The sequence below is a fragment of the Xenorhabdus bakwenae genome, from assembly GCF_030272115.1.
Taxonomy (GTDB): Bacteria; Pseudomonadota; Gammaproteobacteria; order Enterobacterales; family Enterobacteriaceae; genus Xenorhabdus; species Xenorhabdus bakwenae.
Window position 1 is genome coordinate 1,572,403 of sequence record NZ_CP119194.1, and the last position, 24,150, is coordinate 1,596,552.

Consider the following 24,150-nt stretch of genomic DNA (forward strand, 5'->3'; position numbering starts at 1 on the left):
GCCAGCAGGTATTAAGGGATTTCAATGCCACTCAAACCGAGTTCCCGCAAGATACGCTGATTCATCAACTGTTCGAAGCACAAGTGCGACGCACACCCGATGCCACCGCCGTGGTTTTTGAAGAGCAATCTCTGAGCTACGATGAACTGAACAAACGCGCCAACCGTCTGGCGTATCATCTGATTGCTCTCGGTGTGCGTCCTGATGATCGGGTGGCAATTTGTATTGAACGTAGTCTGGAAATGGTGGTCGGTTTATTAGGTATCCTCAAGGCCGGTGGCGCTTTCGTTCCCCTTGACCCGACTTATCCGACCTCGCGGCTGGCCTATATGCTCAATGACTCAGCCCCCGTGGCGCTGATAACCCAAACAACGATGACAGGAATAGGGAACAGTCACCTGCCTGTCATTCTACTGGATATCCCAGACGATCCTGTTTTGGATGGAAGATCGGAAGAAAACCCAGAAGCCCCGTCATTAGGACTCACCTCCCGTCATCTGGCTTATGTTATCTATACCTCCGGCTCCACAGGGCAACCCAAAGGGGTTATGATCGAACATCGCAGTTTGTGTAACCTGATTACCACCCAGCAAGACCGACTCTCCATCACGTCAGACAGTCGGATCTTGCAGTTTGCCTCAAACAGTTTCGATGCCTGTATTTGGGAATTCGGCATGGCTCTACTGGCGGGCGGACGCCTTTACCTTGCCAGGCGGGAAAACCTGCTGCCGGGAACAACCCTGTCTCACTATTTAGAGACTCACACCATGACTCATGCCCTCTTGTCCCCCACGGCTCTGGCAACGATGGACTCGCTTCCGGCAACCCTGCAAACCTTAATGGTGGGAGGAGAAGCCTGTCCACCTACGCTGACCAAACGCTGGGCATCAGGACGACAGATGATCAATGCATATGGCCCGACGGAAGCCACTGTTTGTGCTACTCTTTGCCGATGTGAAAGTCAGGGAGATAATGCCCCGCCGATTGGTCGCCCCATCGCCAATACCCAGATCTATATCCTTGACAGGCACGGCCAACCCGTTCCGTGGGGAGTGGCAGGAGAAATATATATCGCGGGCGTCGGCGTTGCCCGTGGTTACCTGAACCGTCCCGAACTCACTGCCGAACGTTTCCTCATTAATCCGTTCTCTTCTGAGCACAATGCGCGTATGTACAAAAGCGGGGATCTGGGACGTTGGCTACCCGATGGCAAAATTGAGTATCTCGGCCGTAATGATTTCCAGATCAAACTGCGGGGTTTCCGCATTGAGCCGGGAGAGATCGAAGCAAGGCTGCGGCAATGCCACGGCGTACGTGAGGCTTTGGTACTGCCTTGTGAAAAATTACCTTGTGAAAACAGTCCGGTATCAAAACAGCTAATCGCCTACTTGTTACCGAAGACCGGTGTTGAACTGGAACCCATGACATTAAGGCAGCAACTCGCACAACACCTGGCTGAATACATGATACCCGGTGCCTTCGTGACACTCGACGCTTTCCCACTCACACCCAATGGCAAACTTGACCGTCAGGCTCTTCCCAAACCCGATCATACGGCAATTGTCACACGCAGTTACCAGACCCCCATAGGCGAAGCAGAAACTCTCCTGAGTCAAATTTGGCAAATGTTGCTCGGCGTGAAATATGTCAGCCGCTGCGATCACTTTTTCGAGCTTGGCGGGCACTCACTGACAGCCATTGGCCTGATCGAAAAACTTCGTGAATTGGGGTGGTCTCTTGACATTCAGAATGTATTCACCAAACCCGTATTGAAAGAGATGGCTAAAGCGCTACTGTCGGTGCAAAAAGATACCGTTCAAGGGAATACCGCGCAAGAAAATGCAACTGTGTTCACTGTACCACCTAATCTCATTCCAGAAGGTTGTACTGCCATTACCCCCGACATGTTGACTTTAGTTTCCCTGTCCCGGCACGAGATTAATGCCATCGCTGCGACTATTCCTGATGGTGCGGCCAATATTCAGGATATCTATCCTCTTGCACCGCTACAGGAAGGTATTTTGTTCCATCATCTGCTACAAAAACAAGGTGATACTTATCTGTTACGCGAGTTGCTTGCCTTCGACACCCGCGAACGGCTCGATATCTTTCTGGCAACCTTACAACGGGTCATTAACCGTCACGATATTCTGCACACGTCAATCTACTGGCAGGGGTTAGCACAACCTGTGCAGGTTGTCTGGCGACAGACATCTTTGAACATCAAGACATTCTTACCCGATGACGATCAGGATATTCCTCGCCAATTACTGGCGCGTACCGATCCCCATCACTACCGCCTTGATGTGAGTCAGGCACCACTATTTTCCGCTGACATCGCCTATGACCCGCATCAGGATGAGTGGTTACTGGTTTTATGCATCCATCATTTAGTCTGTGATCATATAACACTGGAACGTATCATTGATGAAATTGATCTATTATCACCCGACCATAGCGAAAAGGGATATCCTGACCATCGTCATTCTGTAAAATTACCCCCAATATTGCCTTATCGTCATTTTGTGGCCCAATGCCTGCATTGGCCGAAGTCAGATCATGAAGCCTATTTTCGTAAAATACTCTCTGACATAGATGCACCCACAGCGCCTTTCGGGATACTGGATATTCACAGTGAGGATAAGCAGATAACCGAGGCCAAACAGCCACTGGATGCGGCACTGTCCAGAGCTATTCGCACCCAAGCCCGTCGTCAGGGTGTCAGCCCCAGTATATTGTTTCATGTTGCTTTGGCGCTGGTGCTGGCAAAAACCAGTGGGCGCGACGATGTCGTCTTTGGTACGGTATTGTTGGGACGTATGCAGGGCAGTACCGGCATTGATCACATGATGGGGCTGCTTATCAATACGTTGCCCATTCGGATCGGACTGATAGATAATAGTGCACAGGCGATCGTTCAAGAAACCTACCTCAATTTGATGAACCTGCTGGAACATGAACAGGCAACACTGACACTGGCGCAACATTGCAGCCGCGTGTTACCCCCTTTGCCGCTCTTTAACACACTACTCAATTATCGTCATAGCCAGGCAGATATTACTCTGGCTAAATGGGAAGGTGTGCGTCTGCTGATGGAAGAAGAGAGGATCAATTATCCTATCGGTTTATTTGTTGATGATTGGGGCGATGGATTTAGTTTAGTTGCTCAAACCGTATCGGGCATCGATCCGATTCGGCTGATCGGCTATATGACCACTGCCCTGACGGGGCTACTCGAAGCGCTGGAAACCGCCCCCCACCAGCCAGTTTTGGCTATTCCGATTTTGCCCAATGCGGAACGTCAACAAGTGCTGGTGGATTTTAACGCGCTCCCATCTTCTCCAGACCTTGTATTCTCTCAAAATACAGCAACCGACGTCCCACAAGATGCATTTATTCACCAACTGTTTGAAAAGCAAGTACAGCAAAATCCCGATGCGATTGCTGTCATCTTTGAAGAGCAATCATTGAGTTATGTTGAACTGAACCGTCAAGCCAATTGTTTAGCGCATTATCTGATTGCCTTAGGTGTTCGCCCGGATGATCGTGTGGCGATTTGTTCTGAACGCAGTCCGGTTATGATGGTGGGATTACTCGCTATCCTTAAGGCCGGCGGGGCCTATGTTCCGCTCGACCCAAACTATCCAGCCGAACGACTGGCTTATATACTTGGAGATGCCGCTCCCGTTGCCTTGCTCACCCAAACTTTATTCACCCAAACAACGTTAATCAATCGCCTGACCAACGTCCCCATTGTGGATCTCAACCATCTTGCATTTCTTAGTGCCGACATGCCAGATAGCAACCCTGATCCTCAAGTGCTTGACCTAACCTCACGCCATCTGGCTTATGTGATTTATACCTCGGGTTCAACAGGCCTGCCTAAAGGGGTAATGAATGAACATCGCGGGGTTGTGAATGGTCTGCTCTGGTCACAGAAGACTTATCAATTAACCCCGCAGGATCGGGTCTTGCAGAAAACACCCTTTAGTTTTGATGTTTCCGTTTGGGAGCTATTCCCGCCCCTGATGTCTGGGGCACAATTAATTCTGGCTCGTCCCGATGGTCATAAAGATCCGCACTATTTACGGTCTGAGATAGAAAAACGCCAGATTACTCTTCTCTACTTCGTGCCTGCCATGCTACAGCAATTTGTCCATGCTATTCCTGCCGGTTGTTGTCCTTCCTTGCGTCATATTTTATGCAGTGGTGAAGAATTTCCTTATGCTTTACAGCAGAAATGTCTGTCTCATTTTGCTCACTGCCAGTTACACAATTTATATGGCCCGACTGAAGCTGCGATTCATGTCACCGCCTGGCAATGCGTGCCGGATCGTTATATCGGACGAGTACCGATTGGGAAACCCATCGCCAATATCCAAATTTATCTGCTTGATAGTCACAAAAAACCCGTGCCAATCGGTGTTACAGGGGAGCTTTACATTGGTGGGATCGGTGTTGCCCGAGGTTATCTGAACCTTCCAGAACTAACCGCAGAACGCTTCCTTGCTGATCCTTTTTCTTCAGATCCTGATGCCCGCCTCTACAAAAGTGGTGATCTGGCGCGTTGGTTGCCTGACGGTAATATTGAATACCTTGGTCGTAATGATTTTCAGGTCAAGATCCGGGGTTTTCGTATCGAACTTGGCGAAATTGAGACGACTCTGGCGCAATGTCACGGTGTACGGGAAGCGGTTGTAATTGTCCGAGAAGATATCCCGAATGAAAAGCGCCTGGTAGCTTATCTGCTCGCCGAACCCAATGCGACACTGGTGCCAGCAGAACTACGCCAGCAACTGGCGCAACACCTTGCCGAATATATGCTGCCCAGCGCCTTTGTCACGCTAGCGACTTTCCCGTTAACCCCTAACGGTAAACTCGACCGCCAGGCACTGCCAGAGCCAGATCAAACAGCACTCGCAACCCGCAATTACGCAGCACCCATCGGAGACATAGAAACAGCGCTGGCCGGCATTTGGCAACAATTGCTGAAACTGGAACAAGTCGGTCGTCATGATCATTTCTTTGAACTCGGTGGTCATTCTCTGCTCGCCATTCAGCTTGCCGCACGAATACGCCAGAAACTGGCGCGAGAATTGCATTTGCAGCAACTCTTTTCCCATCCTGTTCTGGCTGATTTGGCTGCCTTGCTCATCGACACGCCGGTCACAACCCACATCGTTATTCCCGCTACCGATCGCAATCAACCACTACCACTCTCTTTCTCCCAACAACGCTTGTGGTTCCTTACCAGACTCAACAGCAAAGCCAGTCTGGCCTATCATATCCCGATAATCCTGCATCTCAGCGGAGATCTCGATCATGCGGCGTTTACGTCTGCACTTGACCATCTCGTTAGCCGACATGAAAGTCTGCGAACCCGTTTTGTCCTGATTGATGACCAACCTTACCAACACATAGATAATGCCGATACGGGTTTTTCTCTGACCTGTCAGGATCTGCGCGGGCTAGACGAAATTTCTCGTATGGCCCGCATTCACGAATTAGCGGAACTTGAAACACAAATCCCATTCGATTTCGCTAATGAGCCAATGATTCGAGGTCATTTACTGCAACTGTCTGATAAAGAACATGTGCTGATCCTTACACAGCACCACATCATCACCGATGGCTGGTCAGTAGGGATATTGCTCCGCGAACTGAGTGCCCTCTACCGTACCGCACAAGGGAAGTGTGGCAATCCTTTGCCCCACCTTCCCATCCAGTATGCGGACTATGCCGTCTGGCAACAGAAATGGCTACAAGGTGATGTGCTTACTGCACAACGGGATTTCTGGCAGAAACAACTGCAAAACGCACCGACATTGCTGACTCTCCCTATTGATCATCCACGCCCGCCAGAACAAAGTTACACCGGCGCTCATGTGCCCGTGCACCTGAATGTTGATTTATTGTCGGCTCTCAAAGCGCTCGGACAACGGCAGGATGCCACATTATTTATGATGTTGCTTGCAGCCTGGAGCATCGTGCTGGCCCGTTTGAGTGGGCAGGATGATGTTGTCATTGGCACCCCCGTTGCCAATCGTTCATTGAGTGACCTTGAAGGCTTGATTGGCTTTTTTGTCAATACCCTGCCTTTACGCATCAAACTGGAACAGGCCAACCCGGTGGCCAATCTGCTTGCCCATGTTCGGGAACAGACGCTGGCAGCTTATGCACATCAAGACCTGCCTTTTGAACAATTGGTGGAAATCCTAAAACCCGAACGCAGCTTAAGCTACAACCCCATTTTTCAGGTTATGCTGGCCCTGAACAATACCCCCACTCAATCCCTTGAATTACCGGGTTTATCTGTCTCGAAGATAGCGCCGCCACACCGCAGCGCGTACTTTGACCTGACATTGTCACTGACCGAAAGCCGGGAGGGTCTCAGTGGTTATCTGGAATATGCATCAAGCCTGTTCGACCGGCCGACGGTTGAACGCATGGTGGGTTATCTCATCCATGTACTGACTGCCATGACAACGAATGAAACACAGACTATTGCCCGTCTGCCGGTGTTGTCCGTGGCAGAACGCCAACAATTATTGATTGATTTCAATGCCCCTCAAGCGGATTTTACGCATAATGCGCTGATTCACCAGCTGTTCGAAGCTCAGGTACAACGCACACCAGATGCTACGGCGGTGATCTTTGAAGAACAATCCTTGAGTTATGACGAACTGAACTGCCGGGCCAACCAACTGGCACATAGTTTGATGGCTTTTGGTGTACGCCCTGATGACCGCGTGGCCATTCAGGTTGAACGAGGTTTGGATATGATCATTGGTCTGTTCGGGATCTTAAAAGCAGGTGCCGGTTATATCCCGCTTGATCCAGAATATCCTGCCGAGCGGCTGATTTATCAGTTGTCAGACTGCAAGCCTGCCATATTGCTGACCCAGAAACATTTACAGACACGCTTACCAATACAAGGTATTCCTATCTGGCTGCTGGACGATGAAATTCATCAAAATAATCTGCAAAAACAGCCTGATTATAATCCTGACAGCCGGCAAACAGGCGTTCAGCCTCATCATTTGGCCTATATCATCTATACCTCCGGTTCAACCGGAAACCCCAAAGGCGTCATGCTGGAACATCGCAATGTTGTCAGCCTTATCCATGCTCATTGCCAGATCAGTGAACCTGGCTTGGGGGATCGTATTCTGCAATTTGTGACTTTCGCGTTTGACATTTCAGTGTCAGATATTTTTCCTACTCTGGCATCAGGTGCCACGCTGGTTCTGCGACCACCTCATATCAAAATACCGAATAGCACGTTTGTTAATTTTTTACGTGAACAGAAAGTAACGATCATCAATATACCGACGGCTTTCTGGCACCATTGGGCGCAAGAAATGAAAGCTGAACGTGTCGGTTTCAGCCCCTATATACGTACCGTTATTGTGGGGGGGGATAAAGTAGAATACCGTTATTTAGTGGATTGGCTGTCGTACCCGGAAACCCAATCTTGCCGCTGGTTCAACGCTTATGGTCCGACAGAAATCACCATCACGGCTACCGCTATGCAGATAGATAAAGAAATGGTGATAGATAACCAATGTACTCCGCCTATCACCAACAATATTCCGATTGGCCGACCACTGTCCAACACCCTTATTTATATTTTGGATGCCTCTGGTCAGCCAGCGCCGGTTGGCGTAAGTGGCGAAATCTATATCGGCGGAATGGGGGTCGCCCGGGGTTATTCCAACCAACCGGCGCTGACAGCCGAGAAATTTGTTGCCGATCCCTTTAGTGAACATCCCAACGCTCGCATGTATAAGACCGGAGATTTGGCTCGCTGGCGATCTGACGGCAATATTGAGTACCTCGGCCGCAATGATTTTCAGGTTAAGCTGCGCGGCTTCCGTATCGAGTTAGGAGAAATCGAAACCCGATTAATGCAATGCCGCGGTGTGCGTGAGGCTATCGTGCTTGCCCGCGAAGATAAGCTGGGTGATAAACGTCTGATTGCTTATCTGATCGCTGAACCGAATACCAAACTGATACCGACAGAACTGCGCCAGCAACTCGCACCACATCTCGCCGACTATATGCTGCCCAGCGCCTTTGTGACACTGCCTGCTTTTCCGTTAGCGCCTAATGGCAAGATTAACCGCCAAGCCCTACCGATGCCGGATCAGACATCCATTGCAACCCACACTTATGAAGAACCGCTCGGTGAAATGGAAATTGCGCTGGCTGAAATTTGGCAAGCATTATTAGGACTGAAAAAGGTTGGCCGTTATGATCATTTCTTTGAACTCGGTGGTCATTCTCTGATGGTTATCAACCTGATTGAGCGGTTGCGCAATCGAGGTTGGCACCTTGATATTCGTGCTGTATTTTCCACACCAACATTGGCGGAAATAGCGAAAATAATGCGGGCCATTCAAGATGATGAGGTCACTTTTACCCTCCCCCCCAATCTTATCCCTGATGACTGCACCGCCATCACTCCTGATATGCTGCCGCTGGTTTCGCTGACGCAACATGAGATTGATACCATCGCGGCGACTATTCCTCATGGTGTCAACAATATTCAGGATATCTATCCACTTGCATCATTACAGGAAGGTATGCTGTTTCATCATCTGCTGCAAACACAAGGGGATGTTTATCTGTTGCACCTTTTGCTTGCTTTCAACACCCGCGAGCGTCTTGATGCTTTTCTGGCTGCTTTGCAACAAGTTATTAATCGTCACGATATTTTACGCACTGCCATCTGCTGGCAGGGTTTAACACAGCCCGTACAGGTTGTCTGGCGCCAGGCTTCTCTGCGCATCAATACGTTTGTGCCAGATAACGATAAAGAAGATGTATCGTCTCAATTGCTGGCACAGACAGATCCATCCCAACACCGCCTCGATATCAGCCAGGCTCCACTATTCTCTGCTGATATTACCCATGATCCGAATCAGGGAGAGTGGTTGTTAGCGTTGTGTTGTCACCATATCCTCAATGACCACATATCGCTGAATATCATCATGGCTGAAATCAATGAACTTCTGCACTATCGTACTGAGCCATTACCGCCTGTATTACCGTACCGCCATTTTATCGCCCAATCCTTGTGTGTGCCGAAGCCCGATCACGAAGCCTATTTTCAGGAAATACTCGCTAGTGTGGATACGCCAACAACACCTTTCGGCATATTGGATGTTCACCGTGGGGACAGGCCCGTCACAGAGGTCATTAAGCCACTTAATGCAGCACTGACTAACGCTATTCGCAAACAGGCACGCCGTCAAAGTGTTAGCCCCGGTGTTCTGTTTCATGTTGCGTTGGCACAAGTTCTGGCAAAAATAAGTGGGCGAGATGATGTCGTCTTCGGGACAGTTTTGTCAGGACGGATGCAGAGCAGTGCCGATATTGAGCGAATTCTGGGAATGTTCATCAACACCCTGCCCGTGCGGATCACGCTGGCGGGGAACAGCACACAAGAAACCGTGCAAGCAACTTACCGCAGTTTGACGCAGTTACTTGAACATGAACAGGCACCACTGGCACTGGCTCAACGTTGCAGCGGTGTAGCACATCCTCTGCCGCTTTTTAATACACTCCTTAATTATCGCCATAGCCAATCGAATGCTATCAATACCCTATGGGAAGGTATACGTCTGGTAACCGGGCGAGAAAGGACTAACTATCCCATCTATCTGGCTGTCGATGATTTGGGTAAAAGTTTCCTGCTGACCGCTCAGGCCATATCAGGAATCGATCCGGCACGCCTGATTGCTGATGTAACGACTGCTTTAGCGGATCTGGTAAAAACATTGGAAACCGAACCCCAAAAACCAATCATGAACATTACGACCCTGTCTGCCACTGAGTGCCGGCCGCTACTGACTGATTTCAACGCTATTCAGGCGGGCTTACCGCAAGATACACTGACATCAGGACACTCTACTGTTGGAACAACTTCCGGTTACGAAGCGCCACGCGGTGATGTGGAAACTGCACTGGCTGAGATTTGGCAGAAATTGCTAAAACGGGAACGGGTCGGTCGTTATGACAATTTCTTTGCATTGGGAGGTCATTCATTGACAGCAATACAATTGTTGGCGCGTATGCGTGAACAAGACATGGAAATGCCATTAGCAACTTTGTTCACTCACCCTACACTGTGTGAACTGGCCGGGGCTATAAACCCAAATCGCTCAACGGTAGTGAGTCGCCTAAACTGATACTCTGGGCCAAAACGAAATTAAGTGGTTCCACTCCCCGTGGAGCCACTTTTCAATCAATCATCTAACAGGCAATGTTTGTGGCAAACTCAGTTAAAATTAGGTTGACCATTGGATGCATTTACCCCGCCATCTATCGGCAAGTTCACCCCATTAATGAAACTGGCATCTTCGCTGGCCAAAAATGCAATGGCTGCTGCCACTTCAGAAGGTTGGCCCGCCCTTTTTAACGGAATACGACTATCGAAATGCGCAAGGGTTTCATCATCAAAGCGGGCAACCATCGGAGTCAATACCAGGCTCGGGCAAACCGCATTGACACGGATCCCTTGTGAACCATGATCCAGCGCCATCGCACGGGTTAAATTCACGACAGCACCTTTTGCTGCACAATAGTGAGCGCCGCCCCAATCGCCCCCCAAGCCAGATACCGAGGCATTATTGACAATACACCCTTTGCTTTTCAGCAAATGAGGCAAAGCAGAATAGCTACAATTGAGTACACCATTGAGATTCGTAGCCAGTACTGCATTACCGTCTTCTTGTGAAGTACTCAATAAATCACCAACCACATATAACCCGGCGTTGTTCACCAGAATATCTATCCGGCCAAAATGCCTGACGGTTTCATCAACCATATTTTTAGCCGATTCCCGGTCCGCGACATCTGTCTGAATCACTAACGCTTTGCTCGAAGGCAACTCGCTCAGTACACGATTAAGCTTCTCTGTATCCCGCCCAGCTAACACCACAATGGCTCCCTCTTGTGAGAAACGCTTTGCTGTAGCCTCACCAATACCACTACCTGCACCAGTAATAATGACAACTTTATCCTCAAATCGAATCATTTTATTACCCTCATTGATATATATTCAAAGCTTACCGTGTAATATCAAACACCAGAGTCTTCCCTCAATAAACTTATATTCATTAGTTAATCACAATATAAAATATTACTTATTTAACGCGATGCTCGACTTTTAGGGTGAGTTGAAATGACATAGCCGCTCCTTTATAACTTTAAGTCGACAAACATAGAGAAATAAAGGAACAAAAGGCTATGTCACAAAAAGATTTTATCATTTGGGTGTTTTGTTGGGCAGGATCAGTGAAATTGTATGTTCCTTCAGTGTAGACACAATGACGTCAAAGCCATCAGGATCATTACTGATAGTGAACGCGCTTATTGTTGTACTGGCGGCGATATCCAATGAAGCTTTGGAAACATCAATGTCTACACAAAGTGGACTTGGCTGACTTATATTACCCTGCCTTGCAAATGCGTTATGGATAACAGACAACTGTTCGGGTTTCGAGTGGCTCAGTGTATGCGCCAATAGCTTTAAAACGGGCTTAAAACCCCAGGGCAACTCAGACTGCGTACACTGTGCCAAATCTAATCGTATTTATTTTAACCTACTTTTAAGATACAAGGGCCGCGTCAGTTTATCCACGGCGCTTAAGATCACTTGCAGGCGTAAATTTCGGTCACTCATCGGCACCACTCCGCTTCATTGCCCGGTAACGCCATTCCAGCAGCTCCGGCAGGGGCATGTCAGCGGTTACGGCAGGCGACCAGTGAAAGACGGTGGCAATGTCTGCCACCAGTTCATCAACGGTTAGTTGGTCTGGAAATCGGACTTCACCGACTTCGGCAGCAAAAAACTGACCACCTCGATACTCAGGTTAATCAGGTCGCCCGGTGACATCAGCAGCAAATCGCCTTTGGTCAACGCCGGCGCGGTGACGCGGGGTAACACCAGCATCATGGAGTCTACGTCCATCTCCATCAGGGCTTGCAGACGGGCACCGCGCAGGGCACCACTGTTAGGCTTGCGCACAATCACGTCCGTAATGGTGGTAGCACCCCGTATAATCGGCTCTTCCAGTGTGACGGAGGCCTGTTCAGGCAGGGCAACAGGGGTTTGTTCGGTCATGATAAAAGCTCCTCAGATGAAAAAGGTTAATATTTACAGGCCAATAGCACGGCGATGCGCTTCGAGACGGTCAACGCCGCCGACGATTTCCACCATATTTACGGTGTCGATTTCGACCAGCACTTCCCCGTCCCACGTCAGTTTAAAGTAAGTATTTTTGGCGCTGACCTTAGTCTGGGTGTTGTCACCCTGTTTGTAGCTGCCGTGGTCAAATTCGGAAAATCGCCCGCGCATGACGACCTCGATGGCAATCACTTCGCCGGTATCGTCACGCTGGAAAGAGCCATTGAAACGCAGGGCCACGCCATCGACTTTATCAATGCCCCACTGTTTGTAGAGCTGGGCGTCAACCCCGCCTAACGTAAATTCGGCATCCAGTGCGCCGTCATCCAGCCCCAAATCGACGTTCGCCGCGCCGGGCATTCCGCCGCCGCGATAGGCTTCGAGCTTGCGACCCAGTTTGGGTAACGTCAGTTCTTCGACAATCCCAACGTAATTGTTGCCGTCATTGAAGAGGTTTAAGTATTTCAGTTTGCGTGGTAATGCCATATGCAGCCCCTTAGCTGTTAATGCTGTTGGCGAAGTTCATCAGGTACTGGTCAGTAATGCGCTGGCGCAGCAGCAGGTTTTCCAGTGGCGGCACTGGGGTGTAGTTATAGTCGATATAGAGCTTGCCAGCTTTCAGGGTGTCCTTGCTGTTGGCGCTTTCGTCATACCAGCATTGGCCATCAATCAGGTAGCCGTTAGATTTGAGTTCACGCAGCTTGGCGTTGATGCCTTCGATAATGTCACGCACCAGCGAGGGCGTCAGTGGTTTATCGATAGCCCACATATGGGCCTCGGCCATCGTGTCAGCCAGCACCTGGGCGGTGCGGGTGTAGCTTTCAAACTGGAACAGCGGATCATCGGAGCAGGTGCGGGAACCCCAGAAACGAAATCCGTCTTTGCGGATCAGCGTGGTCACGTCGTTCTGGTTGAGCAGGTTGGCGTCGGTGGCGACGTCCTGTAAATCCCAGAAGACATCCGCTGAAATGCCGGTCACCCCATTGACGCCCACGTTGGACAGGGTTTTGTGCCAGCCGGTTTCCTCGTCGATTTTCGCCCGCAAGCCTAATGCCCGTGCTGTGGCATAAGCAACAGCTTCACGGCTGATCACGGTATCCCAGCTCAGGAAGTCCGGCCAAATCAGCATCAGCTCACGATACTTGAAGTTTTTACGATAGTTGATAACTTCTTCGATTTTTTTGCAGCCATAAGCGCTCACATACGCCATGGCTTTCAGTTTCTCGGCAATGCCGGCCAGCGCCTCGGCCACGGGCTGGGTATCGTGACCGGGCACACCGAGAATACGCGGCTTAACACCCAGCTGACCTTGTGCGGCCAATAACGCCTGCATGCCGGTTTTTTTTGCCCTCATCGGTGACGCGGCCAATGATATTGGATGTGGTTTCGGCTTCGGTTTCGCCCTGGGCGACACGCACCACTACGGTTACGGGTTTGGCCTGATCGGCAATCGCCCGCAAGGCATGGAATAGCGTTCCGGTTTCGCCGGCCTTGCCGCTGGCGGTAAGGACATCGGTTAACAAGACCGGAGTGTTTGGCGGCTGGGGCTGGCTCTCTATATGGCATGAGTCGCTTTATTGCGCCGGGCAGGGATTTTGATGCACGTATGGCCAATGTCCAGGCGCTCACCAATCTGGATAAAGGCGATACTCGCCTCCAGATGTTACGCGATCAAGCAAAGCAACTTGGCGCCAACACGGCATACACTGCTACCGATGCAGCGATGGGGCAAAAGTTTCTGGCGACTGCCGGCTTTACCCCTGAATCTATCAAAGCAGCCTTGCCCGGCATTTTGAATATGGCGCTGGCAGGTGAAGTCGATTTGGGTGAAGCCTCGGACATGGGGGCGAAAATTCTCTCACAGTTCAAACTGAACCCGGATCAGATGGACAGAGTTTCAGATGTCTTGACAGCAACATTCACCGGAGCAACCACCAATCTACAGGCACTCAGTGAAGCGATGCGAGAGGCTGGCTCACTGTCGTCACAATTGGGAATTAGTCTCGAAAGTACAGCAGCGATGTTAGGCGTGATGGCGGATAATGGATTAGAAGGCGGCATGGCCGGCACCGCTTTTCGTGGTGGGATAGCCAGAATGCTTGCCCCAACAGGGGCAGCTATGGATGCCATGACTGAGTTAGGCGTCAAAGTAAAAAAAATCCAATGGCGAACTACGTGACGCTGACGAAATTCTTAAAGATATGGCGATTAGTCTGCGCAAATATGACCCAACTAGCCAGCTGAGACTAAAAAAAAGATATCTTTGGCGAAGAAGCCATGATTGCCATGAGCGGACTAATGGATGGTGTGGCAAGTGGAAAATACGCCGAAAAAAAACGAAATAACGATAATGCCAAAGGTCGCGCAAAGAAAATTGCCGATACCAATACGGATAGTTGGGATGGCGATATCAAAAACATGACGTCTGCTTGGGAAGGCTTACGCATAGAAGTAAAAGAACAGGTAGATCCTGTACTACGTACTGTTACCCAAAGCATTACGGATGTTTTACGCAAGATAACAGCATGGACAAAAGCGCACCCTAATTTAGCTAAGGGATTGGCTCTGGGCGCGGCTGCAATTGGGATTGTAGTGACTGCTCTCGGCGCACTGGCTCTGGCAGCCGCAACAGTCATTGTGCCACTTGCTGCATTCCGGCTCAGTGTTTTTATGCTGACTCAGGGCGGTGGGTTATCTGCTCTATTACCATCACTCGGAAATGCTACGCGTGGTGTATCAGGTTTAGGAGGCATTTTTCGTAATGCCGGATCAGCCATTGTCATGCTAGGTAGTGGACTAAAAGGCTTAGCAACTGGCGGCTTTGGGATGCTTTTCAATGTGGTTCGGATGGGTTTTTCAGCAATGGCGGGCGGGTTTTCCCTGCTATTCAGTCCACTGGGTATATTGATTGCGGTGATTGTCGTCGCTGCTCTATTGATCTGGAAATACTGGGAACCCATCAAAGCATGGTTTGCAGGTTTTTTCGCTGGATTGATGGAAGCTATCGCCCCGGTACGTGACACGCTCGCCGCTGCCTTTGCGCCATTCGCCCCTATTTTTGATGCTATTGGTAATGCGATCAGTAAAGTCTGGGAATGGTTTAAATCCCTGTTTGAACCGGTGCAGGTTTCTTCTGAAGGACTAAAAGCCGCCACCGAAGCCGGCCAGACCTTCGGCCGACTGGTTGGCAAGGCCATTGCTGGTGTCGTAGATGTCATTGCAGCCGTCGCCAAGGGCGTGGGTTGGTTGCTGGAAAAACTGGGCATGATCCCGGATGCGACCAAAGCCGCCGCCGAAGCCGCTACCTTACAGGCGCAGTTATTTGCGGATAAAGCGATTAACCATGAGCGTATTGCCAAAAACCATGCACAGTTGATCGCCTTACTGGAAACACTGTCGTTAGTCTTACCCGTGGAAGCGGCGCATATACGCCAGACCCGGGATTTTATTATTGAGTTGGCCAAACAACGTGTTCAGGCCATTCAACTGGATCAACCGCCCGTCATGGAGTTCTGGGATATGTTTGATTACTTGCAGGATAATGAGCCGTATGGCGTGAACCACAGCAGCGAACCGGGCGTTTATGCCGTGAACTTTAACCATATTGCGCAGGTTGCCAGTGAACATCGCCAGTCAATGCTGCTGAATACCGATATTAAAAACCTGCTTAAGGCTGGAAGAATGCGTAAGTTTGTGGGTGTCAAAACAGTGAGAAGTATTGTGAACAACCAGTTTAACAGTGCACTGGCTACCGGGAGTACATTGAAGAAACCGGAAGTGATTAAGTGCTGGGTATTTCAGGAAAACAGTGAAAGCTAGTTTGTTGTCGATTCCCTCTCTATCGGCTGCCTTGTGCAGCCTTTCTTTTGCCTGTCAATAGTCCTCCAATTCATCAATTCATCAGCAATATTCTGAATAAGCGCAAAGTCAGTGAATCTGTCAATAACAGAGCCAAAATTGAGTGTTATTTGATCTCTTTTATAAATATTGAGAATTGATGGGGGGGTTCGGAAAACGGTTACAACGGTTACAAAATTAAAATAGTCTTATATCTTATTGATTATAAATGGAAATATAGAACTCTAAAAAGGTTACAAATGGGTTACTTTGCGGTTACGTGTAACCGTTCTGAAAGGTTACAAATTAAAAATGTAACTTATTGATTTATAAAGGTGTAACTTTTTTAACCCTGTTTTGTAACCCGTTGTAACCGAGAAAAGGTTACATTATAACTGTTTATTATCAGTAGGTTATAGGCTACTTTGGGGGGATGTAACCGTTGTAACCGTTTTCCGAAGGGGTGGGGGAAATCGGAAATCAAGATCAGGCATAACGTAGGTGTGAGCGTGTGATATGTCACGTTATTGATAAACCCGTTATTGCTTTTTATGACTTCACTGTTTGACTTCTATCTACAGTGGTACTAATATGACTTCATTATTTGAAGTCATGGCGTTTTGAAATATGGACAAACAAGTTTCAGCGCTTCGCAAGAAGCAACTACGCACATTAGAGCAAATTTTTAAAACGCCAGTGTCCGCTACGATCAAGTGGTCTGATATTGAATCACTTATCAAGGCGCTAGGCGGCGAAGTCAGTGAAGGACGCGGTTCGCGTTGCCGTTTCATTCTCAATGGACATATTGCCAAGTTTCATCGTCCCCACCCGTCACCCGATACAGACAAAGGCGCTATCGTCAGTTTGCGGGAATGGTTGGAAAGTATAGGAGTCATACCATCATGAATAAACAACCCACTAATGTTATGGAAATAGCCGGATCGCAGGCGATTATCAGTTATGTTCCTGAGATTGGTATGTTTCGTGGTAAATTTTTAGGTTTGTCGGGGTATTGTGATTTTGTTGCTGACAGTATTATCGGCTTACAAGCCGAAGGAAAGATATCGCTGGAAGAGTATTTGGAGGATTGCCGAGACGCCAATATCAATCCCTACCAGCAGCGTGAGAAAACTAAAACCTTTACTTTGCGTTATCCTGAGTCGTTTGGGGAGTGTTTAAATCAGGCGGCTGCCGGGCACCATGTTTCCGTTAACGCATTCATTCTGGAAACGCTGACGGAACGGTTGAGAAGCGAATAAAATCGCTTCACAATTTCTCACAACATTGCACAATTTTTCTTGACATACCAACCCCACACCAGGCCAGTACAGGCAAGGCTCCCCCGCCCCTGCACAACTGCACAAAAACACGCCCTTTTTGTGTGCGGGCGAGGCGGGGGAGCAAGCGCGAGCAAAGGGGTGGGATAGGCCTCTTTCCGGGCAGGGTGTGGAATAGTCGAAAGAGTGCCTTTATACCGCATGAGTAAAGCATTGCAGCGTGTTGTGTGAGTAGATGAGGGAGCAGGCGAAAGCAGAGGAAAAATCAACACAGCGCGATTGAGTGAGTGCTATCGGCTGTGCTGTTATCAGTGAGATAAGTCAGGCAGGTTATGGCTTACCCGTCAGGGCATCGAGCAGAGCATAAGGGGCGAAGCGCACCACTTCTTGCCCCGCCCATTCGTTGATCGCTTTCAGGCTTTCCATAATCGGATGCAGTTCATTAATGGCAAACACTTTCGCCGCTTTCTCCACATCACCGAAGTTACCACCGTTGGAGGGAGAAAAGCCCATCAGTTGCGGCGGGACGCGGTGCATGGCGAGCAAATCATCGCGGGTGGCTTCCTTCACATTGGTAAACTCATCTTTAGCGCTGATCTGGCTGAATGGCAGGATTTGCAGGCCGTCTTTCTTACCGTTGGCGGCATACACAAACAGGTTCTTGAATGCGCAATCGCGCCGGGATTTTTGCAGGGATGCTTTCAGGTTATCGACGCCTTTCGGGTCAGCCAGCGGATCAGTCAGGTAGACGATAACGCCCGCATGACTGCCGTTTTCGTAGTAGTTCATGCGGAACATGGTCGCGGAGCGGTTCAGGTTGGCCGACAGCAATCCCGCCAGATATTCCGGCAGGCCGTATATTTCCTGATGAATATCGGGATTCATCAGATGAAACAAGCTGTCTGGGTGAAATTCAAACTCTTTGTTCCAGCTTTCCACAAACCAATATCGCCCGGCTTTCTCGCCCCGGCGTGTATACTTGGCGGGTGAATGCCGGAGCGTTAACAGCCCGCCCAGCCGGTTGCTGCGCTTTTCCAGATAGGCATTGCCGAAGACCAGATAATCCAGCACATACGCCGCCATATCCTGCCGGGACAGTAACGGGTGCGGCAGAAAGCAACCCATGATCACATTGCGCTTAAAATACAGCGGCGACTGATGATAGACCGCCGATGAGAACGCCCGCGCCAGCCCGTAAAAATCAATCGGGGTTTCATACCAGCGGCCATTTTTGGCGCACTCCATACAGTCCAGTAAATCCCCGCCGGATGTCATCGGCGTCGGTGTGTCAAAAGTAAACGCCTCACATTGAACTGCATCGTCAGGCAGGTTCGCTCTGGGGTTGTTCATTGCGTCAGGTTGACTCTCAGCAGGCAGAAAGGTGCTCATAGTTAAAACTCCGTAACAAAAGACTGATATCCGCCCGAATCGCTGGCGATAGGCTCGCCATGCAGGACGTTCATAGTGGCCCACGCAATATCACCGTGATCCACACCGCGCGTCCGGTCGGCGTCATAGGTGACAATGCCGCCCTGCGTAATGACTTTCTTGATAGCCATAAACGAAGTCGCAACCTGCTGCATGCCGGCGTCATACTCGAACCGGCCGGAGCGGATCAGCATTTGCGCTTTCATAACCAGCATTCGTTTCAGCGGTGCGGAATATTTCAGTAAGGTGGCTGCCGGGAAAAATTTACACACCAGCTCGTGCACTGCTTCACCCGTCCCGCCCGTGCCATCTAGGGCAATGCCCAGCACATGATAACGTTCGGTCAGTTTGCGGATTTCCTCGGCCTGTTTCTCAAAAGCCATGCCCCGGAAACGCAACGCGTCAATCACCCGCCACTTGCCGCCACTGACGGCAGGCGGTGACATCACCACCAATCCCAGACCATCACCATTGCCGCCCGTACCCGTCGGATCAGCGCCGATATAGACGCCTTTATGCCCCAGCGGGCGTGGTGCGTAAGGCTTCCAGTCCGGCCAGACATCATCGTTATAGCCGTCAACCCCGCATTTAATCAGGTCGTTATAATCAAAGGCCCGTTCACCGGATTTCACAAAGATACAGCGATATAAGTTATCGAAGTCTGCCGGGCTGTTTTCACCTTTGATTTCCTCCAGATCGACCCGGTTTAGCCCCAGTTCGATAGCATCATGAATGGTGACAATCTGCCGCCAGATGTTATCGCCGCACAGTGTACCCGGTTGCAGGGTTTTATGGCTTAAATCGAAGGTGATTTGCTCTTTTTGAGGGCGGCTCTTATTGAAAAAATCCCCTGTCCAGAATGGGTAGGCTCCGTGCTCTTCGCTGGATGGGGTGGAAAAATAAGTGCGCCGTAGTCCGATTTGAGTCGCCATCCCTGCCGCCACTTTACGCAGGTTCATAAAATTGCTGACCCAGAAGAACTCATCAAAATAGAGATCCCCTGAGTAAGATTGTGCTGTCGCTGCTGACGTCCCGAGAAAATAGAGTGTCGCGCCATTGGACAGCATAATTTGGTCGCCGCCTTTAAGTTCTACGCCCACCTGACTGGCAACCATTTGAATGCATTTTTTGAACTCGTACGCCTGCTTGCGGCTGGCTGACAGAAATATCTGATTATTGCCGGTTTCCAGTGCCGTGATCAGGGCTTCGCGGGCAAAGTACCACGTCGCCCCAATCTGGCGTGATTTTAATATCATACGGTTACGGCGTTCTTTCTGTTTGTACCAGCGTTTCTGGTACTCAAACAGCGATTCATACACCATTGCCCGCAGTTCCGCGATTTGCTCTTCCGTAAAGTGATTTTTCGGTGTCTTGGCCTTTTTGGTGCTCTCTTTTTTCTCTTCATGGCGATCAAAGCGTTGTAACTGGCGGTAGAAAAAATCCAGTGTCTTGAAATCGTGCGGGGTCAGGGCGTCTTTTGCCTGCATCCTCAATATTTTCACATGCAGATCATCGCTTACCCGCTCTATCGGGTTGGTCATGCTCCCAATCATTAGATTGTTGTAGTAAACTCCCCACTTTTTATTACTGGTGAGATATGGCTAAAGTTGATGTGGTTTGTCGTTACTGTCACAAAGCGGAAGAGGTCAAAGGGCATGGAAAAGGAAGCAGCGGACATCAGCGTTATCACTGTTATGCCTGCCGTAAAACCTTTCAACTGAATTACACCTACCAAGCCTGCAAACCCGGAATGAAAGATCAGATTGTGGATATGGCTGCGAATAATGGCGGTATCAGAGACACCGCTCGTGTCCTGAAGGTGGGTATCAACACCGTTCTTCGTACCCTAAAAAACTCGAACCCAGACAGGTAACTACACTGCCGCTGGCCGCAAATAATATTCATATTATCTGCGAAATTGATGAACAATGGTCTTTTGTCGGTAACAAGAAGAATCAGCGCTGGCTTTGGTATGCCTGGGAACCGGAGCAAAAGCAAATAATCGCGCACGTATTGGGGGATCGCAGCAGGAAAACACTGAGCAAATTGCTGGCACTTCTGGCTCCTTTCGAAATTCAATTTTTCTGTACCGATAATTATGCCGTTTACGATTGCCTTTCTGAGGAAAAACACTTTAGAGGGAAGAAATTTACTCAACGTATCGAAAGAACCAATCTGACCTTACGTACTCGCATCAAGAGACTGAATCGGAAAACGATCTGTTATTCCAAATCCGAAGAAATGCATGACAAAGTGATAGGCACTTTCATTGAGCGTGAATACTATCTTCCAAAGGTTATCTAACTATTGGGTGCATGACCATAAAAAGTGGGGAGTTTACTACAACAATCTAATGATTGGGAGCATGACCGTATATTCTTTAACAAAATTTGCACTTTATTTTTCTTAATATTTAATCAACATTTCTATGAATATTTTTAACAATTTTCCTTTTCTATATAAATCTTGCAATTGCGAGAGTGATCACGGTACATTTCACTGAAAATAACTATATTTCCCCTACCAAAAGTCTGGGGTTAAGTTTTTTGGATGTAGTAGTAAAAACGTTTAGATAAACACCAACGCAATATCTGACAACTTATTATTCATATAAAAATCCAACTCGCACATTTAATTAATGTGCGGGTTTAGTAGTTTTTAAATTTTACTTTACCGCGTTATTTCGGAGATACTTATGGACTCATCTCAAGCAGGTTCGATAGCATCCTCTGCGTCCAGCAAAAGCAATCACACTACCTGGCGTAAATCAGACACAGTATGGATGCTGGGATTATATGGCACAGCGATTGGTGCCGGCGTTTTGTTTCTTCCCATCAATGCAGGTATTGGTGGTTTAATTCCACTCATTATCATGGCAATTCTTGCTCTTCCCATGACATTTTTTGCACACCGTGGAATGTGCCGTTTTGTTTTATCTGGTAAAAGCAGTGGTGATGATATCACCGGCGTGGTAGAAGAACATTTTGGTAAAGTTGCAGGCTTTCTGATCACCGTCCTCTATTTTTTTTGCTATTTATCCTATTCTGCTCGTGTACAGTGTTGCATTGACCAATACAGTAGAGAGCTTTCTTGTGCATCAACTACAGATAGATGCTCCACCACGTGCATTGCTGGCATTAGTATTGCTTCTGGGTGTGATGAGCATCATCCGTTTCGGTGAGAAAGCCATTGTTAAGGCCATGAGTATATTGGTATTCCCATTCGTCACCGTTTTGATGTTGTTGGCCTTATACTTAGTCCCTCACTGGAACACTACCATTTTTGATAGCCTGTCGCAGAATAGTATCATGTCTGCGACAAGCAATAATGGTCTGCTGCTTACCCTGTGGCTGGCAATCCCTGTTATGGTTTTCTCTTTTAACCATTCCCCAATTATCTCAGCATTCGCAGTTGCAAAACGTGAAGAATATGGTGAGCACGCAGAGAAAAAATGCTCACGCATTCTAGCCTATGCTCATATCATGATGGTGCTGACAGTTATGTTCTTTGTTTTCAGTTGCGTACTGAGTTTGTCACCAGAAAATTTGGCAGAAGCAAAAGCACAGAACATCACTATTCTGTCCTACCTGGCTAACCACTTCCGTGTACCAACTATTGAGTATATTGCGCCATTTATCGCATTTATTGCTATAACCAAATCTTTCCTCGGTCACTATCTGGGTGCCCGCGAAGGCTTTAACGGTATTGTGAACAAAGCAATGATTAACACACGTGGCAAGACTATTCAGCATAAAACGCTGAATCGTATCACTAGCCTCTTCATGCTACTCAGTGCCTGGCTCGTCGCTACACTTAACCCAAGCATCCTGAATATCATTGAGTCACTGGGTGGACCCGTTATTGCGATGATCCTATTTATCATGCCAATGTATGCAATCAAAAAAGTTCCAGCTATGCGCAAATATGCAGGTAAACCAAGCAATATTTTTGTTATTGTGACCGGTTCAATTGCTATTTCAGCGGCAATTTACTCAGTCATGTGATCTGTTTTCTTCGTTGGTAGCATCTAAAAAACGCCAAATGCCAGTCGATCTTTTGATGACTGGCATTTTTTTCATCTAGATGTTACCCGAAGATCGAATTAAACCAGCCGCTGACCGTTTTTACAACGAAATCCCACATACGTCCAAAGAAACCACTTTCTTCCACCGCTTCTTTAACGACCAGTGGGCGCTGGTCAATCATCTTATCATTCAGTAAAAAGTTCACCGTACCCACCACTTGATTCTGAGCTAATGGTGCCTCAAGTGAGGTATTATCCAGAGTAAAGCTCGCTTTCAAATTCCCTACTTGCCCACGGGGAACTATCACGGAAGCCTCTTTTTCTACTCCCAATGCGACTTCTGGACGAGTCCCGTACCATACTTTCTTCGTTACCAAAGTATCACTGGCCTTCAACGGTGTCGCTGATTCATAAAAACGAAATCCCCATGACAAAAGTTTTTCACTATCAGAAAAACGTACGCGATCACTAGGCGCACCCAATACCACTGAAATCAAACGCATTGGCCCTTCGGTTGCCGATGCAACAAGATTATAACCCGCGCCACTAGTGTGTCCGGTTTTGATACCATCCACATTTATTTTTTCATTCCACAACAGACGATTACGATTAGGCTGACGGATGTTGTTAAAAGTGAACACTTTTTCTTTATTCAGGGCGTATTCTTCCGGCACATCACGGATCATGGCCTGACTTAAAAGCGCCATATCATGGGCAGTACTATACTGCCCTGCTGCATCCAGACCATGCACTGTCTTGAAATGAGTGTTCGTCAATTTTAGTGTTTCTGAGTATTTATTCATCAAATCAACGAAAGCATCCTGACTGCCTGCAACATAATCTGCAAGTGCAATACTGGCGTCATTACCGGATTGGATAACAACACCGCGGTTCAGATCAATCACCTTCACCCTGTCACCCGGTTTCAAAAACATTAGCGATGAACCCTTAAGTATTGGATTCCCTGTAGCCCAGGCATCTTTACCAACCGTTACCCTATCTTCGGTGGAAATTTTCCCTGACTTGATCGCCTGTCCTACAACATAGCTGGTCATTATCTTCGTCAAGCTGGCAGGATCTAACCGCTCATCCGCGTTATTTGAGGCCAGGATTTTTCCACTGGCATAATCTATCAACACATAGGCTTTTGCATCAATTTCAGGTGTAGCGGGCTGTTCCATTGCATATACACTGATATTCGCCAACCAAAAAATACCCAAGCCAAAAGTAAAAGATTTAATTATCGGTATCTGCTGTCTTTTTTTCATCATCGCTCGCCCTTTTTCTCTGCTAAAACTCTATTAATATAGGATGTTATGAAAGAAGACTCCAACCCAATAACGTAAAGATTTTTCTGTTATTCAACAGGTTTTATTGTCATATTATCAATC

12 protein-coding genes and 4 pseudogenes are annotated in these 24,150 nt (G+C 48.4%); 7 read left to right on the plus strand and 9 right to left on the minus strand.

The genetic code is table 11. The features are described from left to right. Positions 1-20: 20 nt before the first annotated feature. Positions 21-10,154, plus strand: a pseudogene (locus PXH59_RS08295) (non-ribosomal peptide synthetase); the annotation flags it as partial. 128 nt (positions 10,155-10,282) lie between these two features. Here the strand turns inward: PXH59_RS08295 and budC are convergent. From budC to PXH59_RS08330, 6 genes and pseudogenes are all read right to left on the minus strand, one after another. Beyond that, positions 10,283-11,041 (minus strand): meso-2,3-butanediol dehydrogenase, encoded by a 759-nt coding sequence (gene budC, locus PXH59_RS08300; RefSeq protein ID WP_200897742.1) that lies wholly within the window; start codon positions 11,039-11,041, stop codon positions 10,283-10,285. Positions 11,042-11,281: 240 nt separating this feature from the next. After that, positions 11,282-11,455: pseudogene (locus PXH59_RS20245) on the minus strand (IS110 family transposase); the annotation flags it as partial. A gap of 226 nt (positions 11,456-11,681) precedes the next feature. Next, the gene (locus PXH59_RS08315; protein WP_072161182.1) at positions 11,682-11,798 is read right to left on the minus strand and encodes a GpE family phage tail protein; all 117 of its coding nucleotides are present in this window, start codon (positions 11,796-11,798) and stop codon (positions 11,682-11,684) included. A 14-nt stretch (positions 11,799-11,812) separates the two neighbouring features. Continuing rightward, a complete protein-coding gene (locus tag PXH59_RS08320; protein WP_285811034.1) occupies positions 11,813-12,130 on the minus strand; it encodes a phage tail assembly protein in 318 nt (105 codons plus the stop codon). Between the two features lie 33 nt (positions 12,131-12,163). Further along, complete coding sequence (locus PXH59_RS08325; RefSeq protein ID WP_285811033.1) at positions 12,164-12,679, minus strand: phage major tail tube protein; 516 nt, start codon at positions 12,677-12,679, stop codon at positions 12,164-12,166. A gap of 10 nt (positions 12,680-12,689) precedes the next feature. Next, positions 12,690-13,734: pseudogene (locus PXH59_RS08330) on the minus strand (phage tail sheath protein); the annotation flags it as partial. Between the two features lie 23 nt (positions 13,735-13,757). Between PXH59_RS08330 and PXH59_RS08335 the strand changes: the two are divergent. The 4 genes from PXH59_RS08335 to PXH59_RS08350 all read left to right on the plus strand — a co-directional run bounded on the left by PXH59_RS08335 (position 13,758) and on the right by PXH59_RS08350 (position 17,289). After that, complete coding sequence (locus tag PXH59_RS08335; protein ID WP_434223371.1) at positions 13,758-14,372, plus strand: phage tail tape measure protein; 615 nt, start codon at positions 13,758-13,760, stop codon at positions 14,370-14,372. A gap of 80 nt (positions 14,373-14,452) precedes the next feature. Continuing rightward, on the plus strand, positions 14,453-16,012 hold the full coding sequence (locus PXH59_RS08340) for a phage tail tape measure protein (protein ID WP_434223372.1): 1,560 nt from the start codon (positions 14,453-14,455) through the stop codon (positions 16,010-16,012). A 645-nt stretch (positions 16,013-16,657) separates the two neighbouring features. After that, the gene (locus PXH59_RS08345; protein WP_285811244.1) at positions 16,658-16,936 is read left to right on the plus strand and encodes a type II toxin-antitoxin system HicA family toxin; all 279 of its coding nucleotides are present in this window, start codon (positions 16,658-16,660) and stop codon (positions 16,934-16,936) included. Further along, on the plus strand, positions 16,933-17,289 hold the full coding sequence (locus tag PXH59_RS08350) for a type II toxin-antitoxin system HicB family antitoxin (RefSeq protein ID WP_285811246.1): 357 nt from the start codon (positions 16,933-16,935) through the stop codon (positions 17,287-17,289). Before PXH59_RS08345 ends, PXH59_RS08350 begins: the two co-directional genes overlap by 4 nt. Before the next feature lie 348 nt (positions 17,290-17,637). Here the strand turns inward: PXH59_RS08350 and PXH59_RS08355 are convergent, their stop codons facing one another. Next, positions 17,638-18,657 carry a phage portal protein gene (locus tag PXH59_RS08355; RefSeq protein WP_285811689.1) on the minus strand — a complete coding sequence of 340 codons (1,020 nt, stop codon included), beginning with the start codon at positions 18,655-18,657 and terminating at the stop codon, positions 17,638-17,640. Positions 18,658-18,698: 41 nt separating this feature from the next. Next, entirely contained in the window at positions 18,699-20,276 is a 1,578-nt protein-coding gene (locus PXH59_RS08360) for a terminase large subunit domain-containing protein (RefSeq protein ID WP_285811248.1), read from the minus strand. 56 nt (positions 20,277-20,332) lie between these two features. On the opposite strand from PXH59_RS08360, the gene PXH59_RS08365 reads away from it, so the two are divergent. Together PXH59_RS08365 and PXH59_RS08370 are read left to right on the plus strand one after the other, a co-directional pair. After that, a protein-coding gene (locus tag PXH59_RS08365) for an IS1 family transposase (RefSeq protein ID WP_285808308.1) occupies positions 20,333-21,039 on the plus strand; the annotation gives its coding sequence in 2 pieces (ribosomal slippage) (positions 20,333-20,582 and positions 20,582-21,039; 708 coding nt in all). 391 nt (positions 21,040-21,430) lie between these two features. Beyond that, positions 21,431-22,739 (plus strand): annotated as a pseudogene (locus PXH59_RS08370) (HAAAP family serine/threonine permease). Positions 22,740-22,821: 82 nt separating this feature from the next. On the opposite strand, the gene PXH59_RS08375 reads toward PXH59_RS08370, so the two are convergent. Further along, entirely contained in the window at positions 22,822-24,030 is a 1,209-nt protein-coding gene (locus PXH59_RS08375) for a serine hydrolase (RefSeq protein WP_285811250.1), read from the minus strand. Between the last annotated feature and the right edge of the window lie 120 nt (positions 24,031-24,150).

Bases quoted from the DNA above. Each gene is read 5' to 3' on its own strand.
- PXH59_RS08320 (WP_285811034.1), bottom strand. From the start codon at position 12,130: ATGACCGAACAAACCCCTGTTGCCCTGCCTGAACAGGCCTCCGTCACA.
- PXH59_RS08360 (WP_285811248.1), bottom strand. From the start codon at position 20,276: ATGACCAACCCGATAGAGCGGGTAAGCGATGATCTGCATGTGAAAATA.
- PXH59_RS08375 (WP_285811250.1), bottom strand. From the start codon at position 24,030: ATGATGAAAAAAAGACAGCAGATACCGATAATTAAATCTTTTACTTTT.
- PXH59_RS08325 (WP_285811033.1), bottom strand. From the start codon at position 12,679: ATGGCATTACCACGCAAACTGAAATACTTAAACCTCTTCAATGACGGC.
- PXH59_RS08335 (WP_434223371.1), top strand. From the start codon at position 13,758: ATGAGTCGCTTTATTGCGCCGGGCAGGGATTTTGATGCACGTATGGCC.
- PXH59_RS08345 (WP_285811244.1), top strand. From the start codon at position 16,658: ATGGACAAACAAGTTTCAGCGCTTCGCAAGAAGCAACTACGCACATTA.
- PXH59_RS08355 (WP_285811689.1), bottom strand. From the start codon at position 18,657: ATGAACAACCCCAGAGCGAACCTGCCTGACGATGCAGTTCAATGTGAG.
- PXH59_RS08350 (WP_285811246.1), top strand. From the start codon at position 16,933: ATGAATAAACAACCCACTAATGTTATGGAAATAGCCGGATCGCAGGCG.
- budC (WP_200897742.1), bottom strand. From the start codon at position 11,041: ATGATTCGATTTGAGGATAAAGTTGTCATTATTACTGGTGCAGGTAGT.